At 40.9% G+C, this 15864-nt stretch carries 13 protein-coding genes and 1 riboswitch; of the genes, 7 read left to right on the forward strand and 6 right to left on the reverse strand.

Annotated features, from left to right (window positions below; translation table 11 throughout):
- Window positions 1-42: 42 nt before the first annotated feature.
- The 3 genes from pstC to HWQ39_RS03895 all read right to left on the reverse strand — a co-directional run bounded on the left by pstC (window position 43) and on the right by HWQ39_RS03895 (window position 3850).
- Window positions 43-1044 carry a phosphate ABC transporter permease subunit PstC gene (pstC, locus tag HWQ39_RS03885; protein ID WP_292841799.1) on the reverse strand — a complete coding sequence of 334 codons (1002 nt, stop codon included), beginning with the start codon at window positions 1042-1044 and terminating at the stop codon, window positions 43-45.
- Between the two features lie 213 nt (window positions 1045-1257).
- On the reverse strand, window positions 1258-2301 hold the full coding sequence (gene pstS / locus HWQ39_RS03890) for a phosphate ABC transporter substrate-binding protein PstS (protein WP_292841801.1): 1044 nt from the start codon (window positions 2299-2301) through the stop codon (window positions 1258-1260).
- Between the two features lie 595 nt (window positions 2302-2896).
- Window positions 2897-3850: a stage II sporulation protein M gene (locus HWQ39_RS03895; RefSeq protein ID WP_292841803.1), complete on the reverse strand. Its 954-nt coding sequence runs from the start codon at window positions 3848-3850 to the stop codon at window positions 2897-2899.
- 80 nt (window positions 3851-3930) lie between these two features.
- On the opposite strand from HWQ39_RS03895, the gene HWQ39_RS03900 reads away from it, so the two are divergent.
- Both HWQ39_RS03900 and HWQ39_RS03905 read left to right on the forward strand, forming a co-directional pair.
- Complete coding sequence (locus HWQ39_RS03900) at window positions 3931-4776, forward strand: hypothetical protein (protein WP_292841805.1); 846 nt, start codon at window positions 3931-3933, stop codon at window positions 4774-4776.
- Between the two features lie 45 nt (window positions 4777-4821).
- Window positions 4822-5607: an RDD family protein gene (locus HWQ39_RS03905; protein ID WP_292841807.1), complete on the forward strand. Its 786-nt coding sequence runs from the start codon at window positions 4822-4824 to the stop codon at window positions 5605-5607.
- A 171-nt stretch (window positions 5608-5778) separates the two neighbouring features.
- On the opposite strand, the gene HWQ39_RS03910 is transcribed toward HWQ39_RS03905, so the two are convergent.
- Window positions 5779-6567 (reverse strand): DUF1868 domain-containing protein, encoded by a 789-nt coding sequence (locus tag HWQ39_RS03910; protein ID WP_292841809.1) that lies wholly within the window; start codon window positions 6565-6567, stop codon window positions 5779-5781.
- Between the two features lie 197 nt (window positions 6568-6764).
- Between HWQ39_RS03910 and holA the strand changes: the two genes are divergently transcribed.
- The 3 genes from holA to HWQ39_RS03925 all read left to right on the forward strand — a co-directional run bounded on the left by holA (window position 6765) and on the right by HWQ39_RS03925 (window position 9985).
- Entirely contained in the window at window positions 6765-7754 is a 990-nt protein-coding gene (gene holA, locus HWQ39_RS03915; protein WP_292841811.1) for a DNA polymerase III subunit delta, read from the forward strand.
- Between the two features lie 109 nt (window positions 7755-7863).
- Window positions 7864-8346: a DUF4168 domain-containing protein gene (locus tag HWQ39_RS03920; RefSeq protein ID WP_292841813.1), complete on the forward strand. Its 483-nt coding sequence runs from the start codon at window positions 7864-7866 to the stop codon at window positions 8344-8346.
- A gap of 97 nt (window positions 8347-8443) precedes the next feature.
- Entirely contained in the window at window positions 8444-9985 is a 1542-nt protein-coding gene (locus tag HWQ39_RS03925; RefSeq protein WP_292841815.1) for an NAD(P)/FAD-dependent oxidoreductase, read from the forward strand.
- A gap of 50 nt (window positions 9986-10035) precedes the next feature.
- Here HWQ39_RS03925 and HWQ39_RS03930 read toward each other — a convergent pair whose 3' ends face one another.
- The gene (locus HWQ39_RS03930; protein ID WP_292841817.1) at window positions 10036-10497 is read right to left on the reverse strand and encodes a hypothetical protein; all 462 of its coding nucleotides are present in this window, start codon (window positions 10495-10497) and stop codon (window positions 10036-10038) included.
- Window positions 10498-10523: 26 nt separating this feature from the next.
- On the opposite strand from HWQ39_RS03930, the gene HWQ39_RS03935 reads away from it, so the two are divergent.
- The gene (locus tag HWQ39_RS03935; protein ID WP_292841819.1) at window positions 10524-10772 is read left to right on the forward strand and encodes a hypothetical protein; all 249 of its coding nucleotides are present in this window, start codon (window positions 10524-10526) and stop codon (window positions 10770-10772) included.
- An 83-nt stretch (window positions 10773-10855) separates the two neighbouring features.
- Here the strand turns inward: HWQ39_RS03935 and thiC are convergent, their stop codons facing one another.
- Window positions 10856-12229 carry a phosphomethylpyrimidine synthase gene (gene thiC, locus HWQ39_RS03940; protein ID WP_292841821.1) on the reverse strand — a complete coding sequence of 458 codons (1374 nt, stop codon included), beginning with the start codon at window positions 12227-12229 and terminating at the stop codon, window positions 10856-10858.
- A 7-nt stretch (window positions 12230-12236) separates the two neighbouring features.
- Window positions 12237-12333: riboswitch (TPP riboswitch) on the reverse strand.
- Window positions 12334-12999: 666 nt separating this feature from the next.
- Between thiC and HWQ39_RS03945 the strand changes: the two genes are divergently transcribed.
- On the forward strand, window positions 13000-15759 hold the full coding sequence (locus HWQ39_RS03945; protein ID WP_292841823.1) for a TonB-dependent siderophore receptor: 2760 nt from the start codon (window positions 13000-13002) through the stop codon (window positions 15757-15759).
- Window positions 15760-15864: the final 105 nt, after the last annotated feature.

Raw genomic sequence — 15864 nt, forward strand, 5'->3', positions numbered from 1 at the left:
TTGCTAAATTGATATTTGTGGAAATATTAAACATAACTAGTATTAGCTATTTTTCCTGCCAACCCACTTAACTAAGAGTACAGCGCCAATATTTACAGCTAGAGTCAAACCAAACAAAATCAATGCCAAATAGCTTAAAGCACCTATATGCAGTCCCGGTTCAGCTTCGGCAAATTCATTAGCTAATACAGAGGGAATTGTATAAGCTGGATTGAGTAGAGAAGCACTGATTTGAGCAGAGTTGCCAATCACCATAGTGACAGCCATTGTTTCACCCAAAGCACGTCCTAAGGCGAGCATGGCTGCACTCACCATTCCAGAAAATCCAGATGGTAGCAAGACTCGAAAAACTGTTTCCCAACGAGTGCCACCTAAAGCCATAGATGCACTACGTAATTCTTTAGGGATAGCCATTAAAACATCACGAGTAATTGCTGCCATTGTCGGCAAAATCATGATGGCCAGAATAATTCCAGCAGTCAACATATTAGTCCCCGAAGGATCTTCTGTGTTAAATAGTGGTATCCATTTAAAAGTACTGGACAGCCATTTTTGGAGAGGTTCGAGAACTGGAATAAAAACAAAAATTGCCCACAAACCAATAATTACACTAGGAATTGCTGCAATTAATTCAACAACAAATGCTAGGGTAGTTCGCAGTGATGAAGGTAAGAAATTTTCACTCGTGACTAAAGCTACTGCTATTCCAATTGGGACAGCAAATAAAATAGCGATCGCACTACTTACCAAAGTGCCATAAATATAGGGTAATGCCCCAAAAATCTTATTACCTGTATCCCAATCTTGACCCCACAAAAACCCTAGTCCAAACTGCTTAATAGCTGGTAGAGCTTCATGTAAAATTACCCAACTCATCAAAAATAGTACTGCAACGGTAATCGCGGCAAAAAAGTATACTAGCCGTGTAAAACTTTGGTCAAACCAGAAATTTATGCCGCCGAACGCTGTTAGATTAAAACTTTCATCATCTAGATTTGAATCATCTGATGATTTTCTGTCGGCTGGTTCTGATGAATTTGCCATTACAAATCAATAAAATAAATTTTTTCTTACTATTAGAGTGAGTTTTTAAGTCAAACTCACTCTAATAGAGCAATCCTAGATAGATTGTGAACAAAAAAGAACGAAAGCAAACTGCTAAGTACGCATTCGCGTAGCGTCTCGTAGAGAGAAAGAGAAGATATTCACAGATAATTTAGGATTGCTCTTAGTGAGGTAAAGTAGTAAGGTTACAAATTAAGGTTTGACAGTGGCATTTACTGTCTGAAGTACCCGATTTACCACATCAGATGGAATTTTGGTGTAATTAAGGTCATCGTTATATTGTTGACCATCTTTCAATACCCAATTAATCCATTTTTTAATAGCATCAGCTTTAGAAGCATTAGCATACTGTTTGTAAACAATAATCCAGGTGAGTCCTACGATGGGATAACCTTGTCCTGGATCTCCTACAAAAACACGGTAATTATTTGGAAAATTCACAGTTGATAAAGCCGCATTTGCAGATTCTAAAGAAGGAGCAACAAATTCTCCTTTCTTATTTTGTATCAGTGCTGATTTCAGATTATTTTGGACAGCGTAGCTATATTCTACATAACCAATAGAACCAGGAGTGCGAGCTACTATAGCAGCTACACCTGGATTACCTTTACCTTTGAGAACGTTTGGTAGATTCCATTTTGGAGCAGTGTTAGCTCCAACTCTGCCTTTAAAATAACCACTGGTTGCACTCAGGTGGTTAGTGAAAATAAAAGTTGTACCGCTACCATCAGCGCGAACAGCAAATTTAATTGTTTGATCTGGTAGATTCACACCCGGATTATCAGCTTTAATTTTTGCGTCATTCCATTTGGTAATTTGACCTGAATAAATTGCTGGTAGTGTAGCACGGGACAATTTGAGATTATTAACGCCTGGAAGATTGTAAACAACAGAAACAGCACCGCCTGCTGTAGGTACTAAGATTGCACCATTCTTGACTTGACCGATTTCATCATCTTTCATTGCAGCATCACTAGCACCAAAGTCAACGGTTCCAGCGATGACTTGACGAATACCGCCACCGCTACCAATTGCTTGGTAGTTAATTTTCAAGTCTGGATATTTCTTCTTGACTTCACGAGCATAACGTTCGTAAAGGGGAGCCGGAAAAGTTGCTCCTGCACCGTTCAAGGTTTCAGCTTGTGCGATCGCACTAAAAAATGGACTCACTGCAATAGAAGTTGTCACCACTGAAGTAGCAACGACACGATTCAAGATGGCGGTTGAAAAAATCATATTACCTCTGATTAAAGGAATCTTTTCCTGCTGTAATTCCAGCCTTAAATAGGCTACATTTCTTATGGTTAAAGCTTCTTTAAAAATTGATAAACAGAAAATTAAGATGTGTTTAAATCTTACCTTTAAATATTTCTACTTATTGATCAGCTAAAAACATTTAACTTGCATAATCGAATTTGACATAACTATTGTGGGCTGGGCAAAATGAGCGCCCAGCTTATGCAATTTAAATATGGAACACCTTATTTGATTAAATAGATTAATTTAGTAAAAACATACTGATGAAAAATTTAAGTTTAATTTAAATAAAAAATATCTTTTCAATTTACCAATCTGCCATTACCTATAAGAATCCGATTTGATTCCTGAAAAAATCTAAGTATATGTAGTGGCGTGGCAAGCAAAAAAATTGTGCATTAGACGTAGGTTGAGTGGAGCGGAGCGCAACCCAACAGATATCAAGATGTTGGCTTTGGCAAAGCCTCCAACGCCACTTGCTACTGCGCGGGGAGCCCGCGCAACGCAGTGGCTCCCCAACCTACAAATTTTTTGCATTTTGTTCAAAAACCAAATAGTAGTCCTATAAATTATTTCATGTTTGCTTACGGTTACAATACAGCACTAAAAGTATAAATAATCCTATCCCTACCAGATATTTAATTGCATCAGGTACATTAGGATTAGGGGAGAAAAAGCCTTCGATCACACCAGCAATAATCAACATTGGTACAATCCCAAATACTAGCTGCGCCGCTTGAGAACCGTAGAATTTCAGTGCATCACCACGGCGATATTTACCAGGAAACAAAATTGCTCTTGCTAATAAAAATCCCGCACCCCCAGCAAAAAAGATCGCGGGTAATTCCAAGGAACCATGCGGAAACACAAAAGCCCAAAAAGGATAAGCTAGATTATTTTGACCAACTAAAGTACCAACAGCACCAATCAATAAACCGTTAAATATCATCAAATAGGCTGTGTATGCTCCAGCCGTCATACCACCAGCGACAGCCCCAAAAGACACTGACAGATTATTGATCGTGATACTGCTGGATGCCAGAGGTTCAACACCGACAATTGAACCCATCCATAATTTATGCTCATCTCGCACCTTGGTAATCAAGCTTTCAGGTACAATCAAAGGCATAAAGCTGGGGTTTTGCCAGGAATACCACCAAGCCATTAGTGCGCCTAGTAAAAATAATGCCGTTGCCGCAGCAATGTATACAAAAGCTTTCTGGACTACAGATGGTAATCCCCAACGGTAAAATTCTAGGATTGCCTGCCATTCCTGTCGCCGGGAACCTTGGTAAATCTGCGTATAGGCACGAGTTGTTAAAGATTGTAAACTTTGGATCAAAGTATTGCTGATTTGCTGAGTGCGGGCACGTGCCAAATCTGCCGCAACCGAACGGTATAAACTCGCTAACTCTCTAATTTCTGCTGCTCGTAAGGATTTTAACCCTTTTTTTTCTATCTGCTTTAATAGGGCATCCAAACGCTGCCAATTTGGTTCTCTTCGTGCAATCCAACGTTGAATATTCATGACTTTTGGGAACACTGAATTTAACTTAGCTTAAGATAGCTTCAAATTCATCTCCGTAGTTTCAAGGGAAATTTATCATTATGTCTGAAAACTTTGGATCTTCTGGTCAGATACAACCACTGAGTATCGGTAACGTTGTGAGTGCTGCTGTACGGTTATATCGTTCTCATCTGAAGACTTATCTTAACCTGGCTGCGATCGCTCACTTATGGGTTTTAGTTCCCGTGTATGGTTGGGCAAAATATGCAGCCATTTCTGGACTAATTTCACGCTTGGCTTTTGGAGAATTGATTTACCAACCTGAAGGTGTCCAAACAGCCAGCAGCCATATTAATCCACGTCTTTGGTCATTTTTAAGAGTTGCTTTCCAAGTCGGTATATCTTTGGCTCTCATTTATTTGGGACTAGCGATTGTAGGCGGTGTAGTAGCTGGTTTGATCGGAGTAGTATTAGGAGGAATATTAGGTAGTTCAAGCGTTATAGTCATAACCACATTGGCAATAATTGTGACGGCAGGCATTATATTGTTGGGAATAACTTGGTTCTACTCTCGTTGGATAGTAGCTGAAGTGCCGTTAGCAGTTGAGGAAAATATCAATGGTGGCGAAAGTGTTGCCAGAAGTTGGGAGTTAACTAAAGCCTCTGTATTTCGCATTCAGGGCGTTGTTTTAGTTGCTTTTATCGTGACATTTCCGTTGGTGTTTGTATTAAGCTATATACCCAGGTTATTCCTAATCAGGCTTGAGCCTGGTTCTGGTATTTACTCGATTGTCTATCTTATTTCTGTAATTGGAAGCTTGATCGGTGGAGTTTTAGTCATGCCATTCTGGCAATCACTAAAAGCTGTTTTATACTTGGACTTGCGTAGTCGGCGTGAAGGTCTAGGCTTGCAATTAAGAAAACCTCCCTCGCAAGATTTTCGTTAACTCAACATCTTAATCCAACTCTATTAATTTTGAATTAGTTAAAATATGCGCTTTTTTAATCGCATCACATTCCAGACTCCAGAAAGTGTAGAGTTGGAATTTACTTTAGCGGGAATCGGTAATCGAGCTTTGGCACTGCTGATTGACTATACAATCTTGGTTGTAACCTTGCTTGTATTTTTACTTACCTGGACTATCTTTTCAACGCAACTCTTCAATTTTTTTGAAGGCTTAATTACGAATGCTCGGAATCTAGGAATTTGGTTAATAGCAATTTTCTTCCTGATTACATTTGCAATTTACATCGGCTATTTTGTATTTTTTGAAACCTTATGGTTTGGTCAAACTCCTGGTAAATGGGTTGCTAAAATTCGCGTAGTTCGAGATGATGGTAGACTTATCGGGCTACAACAAGCAACGCTACGCGCCTTACTACGACCCTTTGATGAAACTTTATTTATTGGCGCTTTTTTAATTATGTTGGGTAGCCGCGAAAAGCGCTTAGGTGATTTGGTGGCTGGCACAATTGTAATTCAAGCCCAAACACCCACTGCATCTGCAACATTGGCAATTTCAGAACAGGCAAAGACACTCCATAAACAGTTAGTAGAAATTGCCGATTTATCACCATTGATGCCAGATGATTTTGCAGTTATTCGTGAATATTTGCAGCGACGTGGTGCAATGTCATTCAAGGCAAGAGCCTCATTATCTCTAAAGTTAGCCGAGCAAGTTGTGGCTATTATTAATTTAGAAAAATTGCCTGAAGCTGTTACACCTGATATTTTTTTAGAAGCGATTTACCTCGGTTATCAAAAACCGGAATTTTAAACGAGAAAAAACTATAGCAATCTTGAATAATTCGGAAAAAACAAGATCCCCGATTTCTTAAAGAAGTCGGGGATCTGCCGATTGCAATTGTCACAAATCAAATAGGATTACTATATGACTGCTGAATGCTGAATTTTGAGGTTTTTTGTTCAGATTAATGCTTGTCTAAGCTCAAAAATCTAAAATCGGCCAATCTGGTTCACGATAATAGCGTGTCATGTTATCAAACTTTCGCAACTCGACGCGATCGATCGAAAATTCTGGCAAATTCAACAGCCATTGCTCATTCAATTCAGAAAGCATTGTGCTGAAGCTTATGCGGTCTAGGTCAGATGAAACCTCCCCAAAATAGGCTAATGTAACGTGGGCTGTAAAATGATAATGCTGCTCAATACCCAAAGCAATTAACTTGGGATTTTGATAAATTGTTCGACGAAATTTAATAATTTCCTCGTAGCAACGTTCATCTTGAGGTACTAAACAAACGGCTATAGCTCTTGGCATCAGTATCAATCCCAGCATTTGCCATTGAATTGGATGACTCCTATTTGTCATCAATTGTTGATATTGCTGAAACACTTCAGCTAAACAAGAATGTAACTCCTCGTCAAATTTGGGATTTTTTTCGTAGGCGTCAAGATAAGCATTGTCCCAAATTAGATCCGCTAAAGTCAGATGGAAGCTAGCAGGAGGTAGAGGTACAATCAAATTACGGTTTACAGGCAACTGTAAAAGTTCCTGTTGGTAAGTCTGTAATTTGGCATAGAAAGCAGAGTTTTGTGATTCTTCTGCCGCAGGCGGGGTAATTAGGGTATAGCCAGGAAAGGATGCTGCTTGTCTCAGCCCAGAATGTGGCTGAAATTTAGAAGATTCCTGAATATGCTGGGCTTGGGACTTGTAGGCTTCTGGCAGCGTCAGTCGTGCTAACCGATTTAAGTAAGTTTGATAGTTGTCGTCCAATCTTCATAGCCTCACGCTCTCACTTGATAGATTTTAGGGAAAATTACCTTAATTAACAGAATGATTTCAAAAGTATTTATTTAATTTTTGGGAGTGGAGAATGGTGACTGGGGACAGAGTAATTTCCCCTCTGCACCCTGCACCCCGCCCCTCTGCCTCTTTCAATGCCCTATGCCCATCTATTAAGAGGTTTATCTATGCCAATGTATGTTTACTGGGGTGAAGATGATTTTGCGATGGAAAAGGCGATCGCTATGCTGCGCGATCGCGTCCTCGATCCCCAATGGACAAGCTTTAATTACACTGCATTCTCCCCCGATCAAGCTGATGCTGCTATTCAGGGGTTAAATCAGGTTATGACGCCTACTTTTGGGGCTGGTGGGCGCTTGGTATGGTTGATCAATACAACCCTGTGTCAGCAGTGTCCAGAGAATGTGTTAGCAGAATTGGGGCGATCGCTACCTGTCATTCCCGAAAACTCATTTTTATTGCTCACCAGCCGCAACAAGCCAGATGAACGCCTCAAATCCACGAAATTATTAAAACAGTTTGCCACCGAATTCCGAGAATTTCCCCTCATTCCCCCTTGGAAAACAGAATTACTGGTGCAATCCGTTACTCAAGCAGCCCAGACTGTGGGTGTTAAACTAACTGCCAATATTGCCCAACTGTTGGCAGAATCCGTAGGGAATGATACACGGCTTCTTTACAATGAGTTAGAGAAATTGCGGCTATATGCCCAAGGTAGTAATAAGCCTTTAGATACAGATACCATTACAAAGTTAGTAAGAAATACTACTCAAAATAGCTTACAATTAGCAGCAGCAATCAGAACAGGAGATACAGCTAAAGCTTTGACAACCTTAGCAGATTTGAGCAATGCTTCCGAGCCGGGATTACGGATAGTTGCTATACTGATTGGACAATTTCGCACCTGGCTATGGGTGAAGATTATGATAGAAAGTGGTGAGCGCAATCAACAAGCGATCGCTACTGCCGCTGATATCGGTAATCCCAAACGGCTCTATTTCTTACAGCAAGAAATCAGATTGCTTTCTGTGCAACAGTTAATCTTTTGCTTGCCCCTACTACTGGAATTAGAAGTGAGCCTCAAGCAAGGAGCATCAGAAACATCAACACTTCAGACTAAAATAATCGAACTTTGTCAAGTATGCCGAGGAAATTGACAATCAAATATAAAAACTTGATGTATTGAACAGTTGCCGGAACTTCCAACTCCGAAAATAATTCAAAGTCCTTATAATATCCCTGATGTAGTTCTGGATCACAAACTATATGAAGAAAATTTCCGATTTATTTTATCTAACTATCCGAAAGCGAATCGTTACACAATCATTCCTTTTCGGTGCGATCGCTAGTGTGGGTGTGATTTCCAACGCTTTCTCTTTCAGTTCAAAAGCTTATGGTCAAACTCCAGCACCAATCGTTAACAATACTGAAATTAACAGCTACGCTCAAGCCGTGCTAGCAATGGAGCCAGCCCGTCAAAATGCCTTTGGAGAAATTAAAAAACTTATTGGTAATGGAGAAATTCCTAAAATTGTTTGTAACGATCCTAACAGCATAAATAATCTTCCAAAGAAGGCTCAAGATATCGCAGTAAATTACTGTAATCACGCTCAAAAAATTGTCGAAGATAATGGTTTAAGATTTGAACAGTTCAATAAAATTACTATAGAACTCCAAAATAATACTATTTTAAAAAGGCAGGTTTACAATACCCTATTACGTTTGCAACAACCTTCTGAGTCTCGGTAAGTAGAAAGGCTTTAAACCAAAGCTCGTAGTGAGTTATCGCAGTTTTGTGCAACGCAAACGAGTTTTAAATTGCCTTGATTAAACATGGAATAGAGAGATGCAGAACACAGATATAATTGTCATTGGTAGTGGTATTGGCGGTTTAAGTTGTGCTGCTCTTTTGGCACGGTATGGCTTTAATGTAATAGTCTGCGAAAGCCACTCTATTCCTGGTGGTGCCGCCCACAGTTTTGAGCGCAACGGTTTCAAATTCGACTCTGGCCCTTCCCTCTATTCTGGACTTTCTTACAGCCCCTCTGCCAACCCTTTGCGACAAGTACTAGATGCCATTGGTTCTGAACTACCATGCGTAACTTACGATACTTGGGGTTGTTGTCTACCAGAAGGTGATTTTGACACATCAGTTGGTGCCGAACAATTTTGTGAAGTACTGATGAAATTCCGTGGTCATAATGCTGTAACTGAATGGCAGAAACTCCAGCGCGTTATGGAACCATTCGCTAGTGCAGCAATTTCCATACCACCAGCAGCATTACGCTTTGATCTTGGTGCAGCTAGAACTGTAGCGCCCTTTGCCCCATCTTTGGTAAAACATCTAACAGATATCATCAAGTTGACGGGCCCCTTCAGCCGGATTATGAATGATGTTGTTAAAGACCCATTTACGCGAAACTGGCTGAATTTGCTATGTTTTCTGCTTTCTGGACTGCCCGCAGATGGTACTAGTGCCGCAGAGGTAGCATTTATGTTTGCGGATTGGTATCGACCAGATGCAGTACTGGAATATCCCATTGGTGGTAGTGGTGCTTTAGTTGACACCCTTGTAGAAGGGCTAGAGCGTCATGGAGGGAAGCTGATATTGGGCGCTCATGTGGAGCAAGTGCTAGTAGAAGGCGATCGCGCCGTAGGTGTGCGTCTGCGCGATCGCCAAGAAATTCGGGCAAGTAAAGCAGTGATTTCTAATGCTTCGGTTTGGGACACACTGAAGCTACTACCAGAAAAGGCAATACCCAAACAGTACCGCACAAAACGACAGGCAACGCCTGAGTGTGATAGCTTTATGCATCTACATCTAGGCATTGATGCTCAAGGGTTACAGTCAAATTTGCGGTGTCATTACATCGTCGTTAATAACTGGGAATTGGGCGTAAGCGCACCTCAGAATGTTGTAGTCATATCAATTCCTTCAATTCTTGATCCATCCCTAGCACCACCAGGTAAACATGTGATTCATGTGTATACTCCTGGTAATGAGCCGTATGCTATCTGGCAGGGAATGGATAGAAGAAAGGAAGAATATGCCGAACAAAAGCGATCGCGTGCAGAAGTAATGTGGCAAGCGCTACAGCGGATCATTCCAGATATTCGCTCTCGTTGCGAAGTCACACTTATTGGTACACCTCTAACTCACGAACGTTTTCTGCGCCGTCATCAAGGTTCCTACGGCCCAGCAATTCCGGCTGGATCGGGTATGTTTCCTGGCCCTGGTACACCTCTAGCAGGACTGATATGTTGTGGAGACTCGACATTTCCCGGTATTGGTTTGCCAGCAGTCGCCGCCAGTGGGATGATTGCTGCCAATACCCTTACATCTGTTAATAAGCATTTAGCTATGCTTCAGGATATCAAGTGTATTTAATTTTTCAGATTGCTATAGTTTGATTTATTCTTGCCGATTTACTTCTTGGTTTACAAACTTGTTCTAATCCACCAACTTATCTTCTCCAAATTAGAATCTATTTCCTGCCAAAAGCTTGCTGAAGAGTCTGCTTCTCTTGTTGCTGTGAGTATTTTATCTATACTGTCAAAGTTTTTTTCAATCAACTGCTTATCTAGTTTAGGAATATCTAATTTAAGATACTTCAGACGGTTGGGTAACTCTACTTTCTCTTTTGTCGGCAAGTGAGAAATCCGATCAACTTGTTCTAGAATTTTGTCTACTGATGCAATGATTTCTTGTAAGTTTGGCTTTTTCGTTTGTAATTGTAAATCTTTTTCTTCAAAGGTTTCTTCTTGATTATCTAACTTTACCGTCATTATTTTGACGAAGAAAATATTGTAATCTACCCCACTAACTTCACCCACTTGATTGTAATATTTTCCAATTTTACTTATCAGTACTATGTCACCTTTCTCAATTCTGTTGTTCATGATTTATACATTTAATTTTCACTCCTATGTCTATTGAGAGTCAAGGCGCTCATCAATTAGGGGAATTAAAATTTTTTATGTTCTTTTTTGCCGACACGGAAAATCCAGAACTGGGGAAGATTCGGTGCATCGCAGGAGTGGCTGGTGCGGACTGCAACTTTCTTGGCTACCAATGTAAAGTCTCAATGCCCGTACCAGCCACCACCGAATCTAGCGCCGCGTTCCCCAGTTGCTTCAATCTTCCCAATCCCAGTTTTTTGTTAGCGATCGCTTGACTTTTAAGACAGTTGCTACAATTTTTTTGCAACATTCTAGCCTTGCCACGCCACAACAAAACTATTTAAACCACAAAATGGTATCAGCTTTGAGTCACAGGCTCTTTCGCCAAGAATTTCTCTAATTCTGTTAGCGCATCAGCATCAACCTTAGTTTGCATTGGGCAGAACTTAGGCCCACACATCGAACAAAACTCAGCAGTTTTATAAATATCTGCTGGTAGAGTTTCATCGTGATATTCCTTAGCTCTCTCTGGATCAAGTGATAATTCAAACTGACGATTCCAATCAAAGTTGTAACGCGCCTTAGAAAGTTCATCATCTCTATCTCTTGCACCAGAGCGATGTCTAGCAATATCAGCCGCATGAGCTGCTATTTTATAGGCAATCAAACCATTTCTGACATCTTCGGCATTTGGTAGACCCAAATGTTCTTTAGGTGTTACATAGCACAACATTGCAGTCCCGTACCATCCAGCTATTGCTGCCCCAATCGCTGAAGTGATATGGTCATAACCAGGAGCAATATCTGTCACCAATGGCCCCAAAACATAGAAAGGTGCTTCCGAACACTCTTCCATCTGCTTACGGACGTTGAACTCAATTTGATCCATTGGGACATGTCCAGGCCCTTCCACCATCACCTGTACATCATCTTCCCAGGCTTTGCGAGTTAGCTGTCCCAGGGTTTTCAATTCAGCTAATTGTGCTTCATCTGAAGCATCATGGGTGCAACCAGGACGCAGGGAATCTCCTAAACTGAAGGAGACATCGTATTTTTTGAAAATCTCAATAATGTCTTGGAAGTGGGTATAAAGTGGGTTTTGTTTATGGTGATGTAGCATCCACCGCGCCAAAATGCCGCCACCCCGAGAGACAATCCCAGTGATGCGATTTCTCACCAAAGGTAAATGCTCAATCAAAATTCCAGCGTGGATAGTTTGATAGTCTACTCCTTGCTGGGCGTGCTTTTCAATGATATGGAGAAAGTCATCAGCAGTCAGGTTTTCAATTGTGCCGTGGACGCTTTCTAAAGCTTGGTACACCGGTACTGTACCAATGGGAACAGGTGAAGCTTTAATAATTGCGGTGCGAATTTCATCCAAGTTACCACCACCTGTGGATAAATCCATCACGGTATCAGCACCGTATTTCACCGCTAGGTTTAGCTTATCAACTTCTTCCTGAAGATTAGAAGAATTAGGAGAAGCGCCGATATTAGCATTTACCTTACATTTAGAGGCGATGCCAATAGCCATCGGCTCTAAATTCGTGTGATTAATATTAGCTGGGATAATCATTCTTCCCCGCGCTACTTCATCACGAATGAGATCGGCAGGGAGATTTTCCCGTTGAGCGACATAGTGCATTTCTTCAGTGATAACACCTTGGCGGGCGTAGTGCATTTGAGATACATTAGCCTGCCCACGCCGTTTAGCAACCCATTCTGTCCGCATATTGTCATTCCTCAATAAACAGCTTCCCTCCGCTGGTATTACCCAGACTCAGGTGTTAAGGGTGTGATCTCAGCCTGGTTATGTAGGCACCCCTAGCATGGATGTAGTGTACCACTTTGGTCATGTTTGGGGGCAAGGGTGTTAAAAATTTATGCTGTTTTTTCGGAGTCTAGCGATGTCTACGACGGGCTGCGCCTATGCTGTTTAGCCAACCACCAAGAGCGCTTAAACACTAATTAATCCTGAATAAGTATCTCTATTATTGCAAGTTATTTTTATTTATACTTTATTGCCTTAACAAGAATTACTCGCTTTATAAATAGCATTATTATAGATAATATTATCTATAATAAGTATTCAATCAGCTTTAATTATATAATTTCTTTTATGGATAAGGAGCAATATCTGTTTTAAAATCTCATCTCAAAACAGATATCTAAGTTTTGCATAGAGCGACATTAGCTATCAATTTCGTCCTGTTTAGGGCAAATCCGTAATTAATAAGGCTATTTTGGCTTTTGAAAATATTTATTTAGAAAGCACTTCTAACTACTAATACAATCTCTATTTATGTGTCAAGCAAACACATGGCTATAAAAATAACTGTTGGTCGGTATCCATCTTAAATAAAAAAGATTATTAATTATGTTGTGTCTTACATCACTTCATAATATGATTCAACTAGTTTAACCCTAATGATAATTTTTCTCAAAAATTTTCATTATGTCTTCGGGTACGGCCAAGTAGTGTGATTGAGTGTAAGCGGATAAATGAAGTTAGATAAATTTTTTCAAAGCCTGCTGTTAACAGGTGCTGTTGTTGTTGTGACGAGTAATCCTAGTGAAGGTCAGGAAATATCTGGATTAGAAGAGAAGGTTACAGTTATAGATAAATTTGCGATCGCAACGCCCAAAGCAGGCATCGCCAAATCCCCAGTTGATCTGCTTCGTTCCAAAAAAAACCGACTTAAAAAGTCTCAAGTTGCAAGTTCACCGCAAACAGCAAAGTCGGATGAGGCAAGTAAAAAGATTCTGCAAGTCAGCGAAATCGAACTTCCCGCTACTAGCGCTCAAATGCTGGTACAGGCACCAACACTAATTAACCCCCCTAATCCAGAACAAACAAGTGGGGATCAAGTTGTACCAATCACGGGAGTTAAGGCAAATTCCACCAATACAGGTGTGGAAATAATTTTAGAGACAACTCAAGGGACTAAACTGCAAATCAAAAATCGCAGTATAGGTAATAATTTTATTGCAGATGTATCTGGTGGGCAGTTACGTTTACCGTCGGGCGATGCTTTTACATTTCGTTCGGAGAAACCCACTGCGGCAATTACTGAAATAACAGTTACGAATATTGATGCAAATACTGTCCGAGTGACGGTGGTAGGTGAAAAGGCTTTGCCCACGGTTGAATTATTTGATGATGATGCCGGGCTGGTTTTTGGGATAACTTCTGCTGCAACGGCGATGCAGCCACCCCAAACACCGCAAACTCAAGAAAAGCCTGCTAGTGAGACACCGCAAGAGCAACCAGCAGCACAGCCGAATGAGCCGATTGAGTTGGTGGTAACGGGTGAGCAAGATGGGTATCGGGTGCAGGATGCGACGACTGCAACAAGGACAGACACGCCTTTGCGTGATATTCCTCAATCGATTCAAGTCATACCGCGACAGGTGCTAGAAGATCGCAACGTGAGAACTCTGACTGAGGCAGTGGAAACAGTTAGTGGCGTTACCAGCGCAGATACTGTATTTAACGCACCTGGAGGCAGCTATACTATCAGAGGATTTGAACAAGCAGGAAATTTCCGAAATGGCTATCGAGATGTAAGTAGCTTTGGTCTGACACCAACTGCATCGATCGAGCGAGTGGAAGTTTTGAAAGGGCCTGCCTCGGTTTTGTTTGGAGCAGTAGAACCCGGAGGAATCATCAACGTTATCACTAAACAACCCCTTAGTGAACCCTATTACAATCTTGAATTTCAGGCAGGAAACCGTGACTTATATGAGTCCAGTATTGATTTTTCCGGCCCATTGAATGACGATAAAACCCTGCTCTATCGCTTAAACGCCAGCTATGAAAGTTCAAAGGGGTTTCAAGATTTTGTCACCTCACATTTGACTACGATCGCACCCTCAATCACTTGGAAATTGGGAAATAGGACAGACCTAAATCTATTTTATGAATCTACTAAATTCAATGGGATTCCTGAGAGTTTCAATACTGTTTTCAGCGATAATACCTTCAAGCTACCTCGAAGCCGTTACTTAAGTTATCCTCTTGATGGGCAACATTATACTGCTCAAAAATATGGCTATACGCTAAACCACAAATTTAGCGATAACTGGCAGCTCCGTAATAATTTTTCTGTAACTGCTTTTAACGCTATCGAGGAGTATACGGTACCAACGAATCTAGTGGATGATCGTTTCTTAGAGCAATTTGCCGCAAACCGTAACTACATGGTAGACAACTATTTTGGACAGATCGACTTGATTGGTAAGTTTAATACAGGCTCGATTATACACCAACTAGTATTCGGCTTTGATGGCAACCGCTATGTGCAAATTTATAATCCTACTGGTCTCTCTGTGCCTGCTCTAGATGTCTTCAACCCAAACTACAATATTCCAAAGCCACTTACTACTCTTTATAGTTATAGTAACTTTGAGACTATTCAATCTTATGGGTTCTACCTTCAGGATCAGATTAGCTTTCAAGATAACCTGAAGTTACTGATTGGCGGGCGTTTTGATTGGATTTCACAAAAAAGTGGTACAGACCAACCAGAACAGAATGATAATGCGTTCAGCCCCCGAATCGGGTTGGTGTATCAGCCCAGCAAATCTGTTTCTCTCTACACCAGTTACACTCAATCTTTTAACCCTAACCAAGGATTTAACGCTGATGGTAGCCAGTTCGAGCCAACCAAAGGAACCCAATATGAAGTGGGTATTAAAGCTGACTTTCTAGAAAACAGACTTTCGACAACGTTGGCAGTCTATCAAGTCACCAAAACGAATATTACAACAGACGATCCCAATAACGATGACCCTAATTACTTAATTCAGGTAGGAGAGCAAAGAAGTCGGGGAATTGAGTTGGATATTACAGGTGAGATTTTGCCAGGGTGGAAGGCGATCGCTTCCTATGCTTATACCAATGCAGAAGTCACCGACGATAAAACCTATGCGGTAGGCAATAGATTGGAGGATGTGCCAAATAATCAAGCTAGTCTCTGGACAACCTATGAACTCCAAAATGGTGATTTCAAGGGTTTGGGATTAGGTCTGGGGCTGTTTTATGTAGGTGCGCGGGCGGTAGATTTAGATAACTCATTTGAAATCCCCGATTACTTGCGTACCGATGCGGCGATTTACTACCGTAGAGATGCTTTAAAGGCTGCTATCAATATCCGTAATCTATTTGACACGGAATATTTCGTTGACAGCAATGGAACAAGAGCAAGGATTAAAACAGGTGCGCCCTTTACAATCATCGGTTCCATTAGTTGGGAGTTTTAACTAGCTCTCCTCTGGGCAATAAGCCGAGTAACTTGCCTGAACACAGCACCAGTCTTCTGGACAACCTGCCAAATATTAGTTAAAGAAAACATTCTTGGCAATGAG

The sequence above is a fragment of the Nostoc sp. NMS8 genome (assembly GCF_017115045.1).
Lineage (GTDB): Bacteria > Cyanobacteriota > Cyanobacteriia > Cyanobacteriales > Nostocaceae > Nostoc.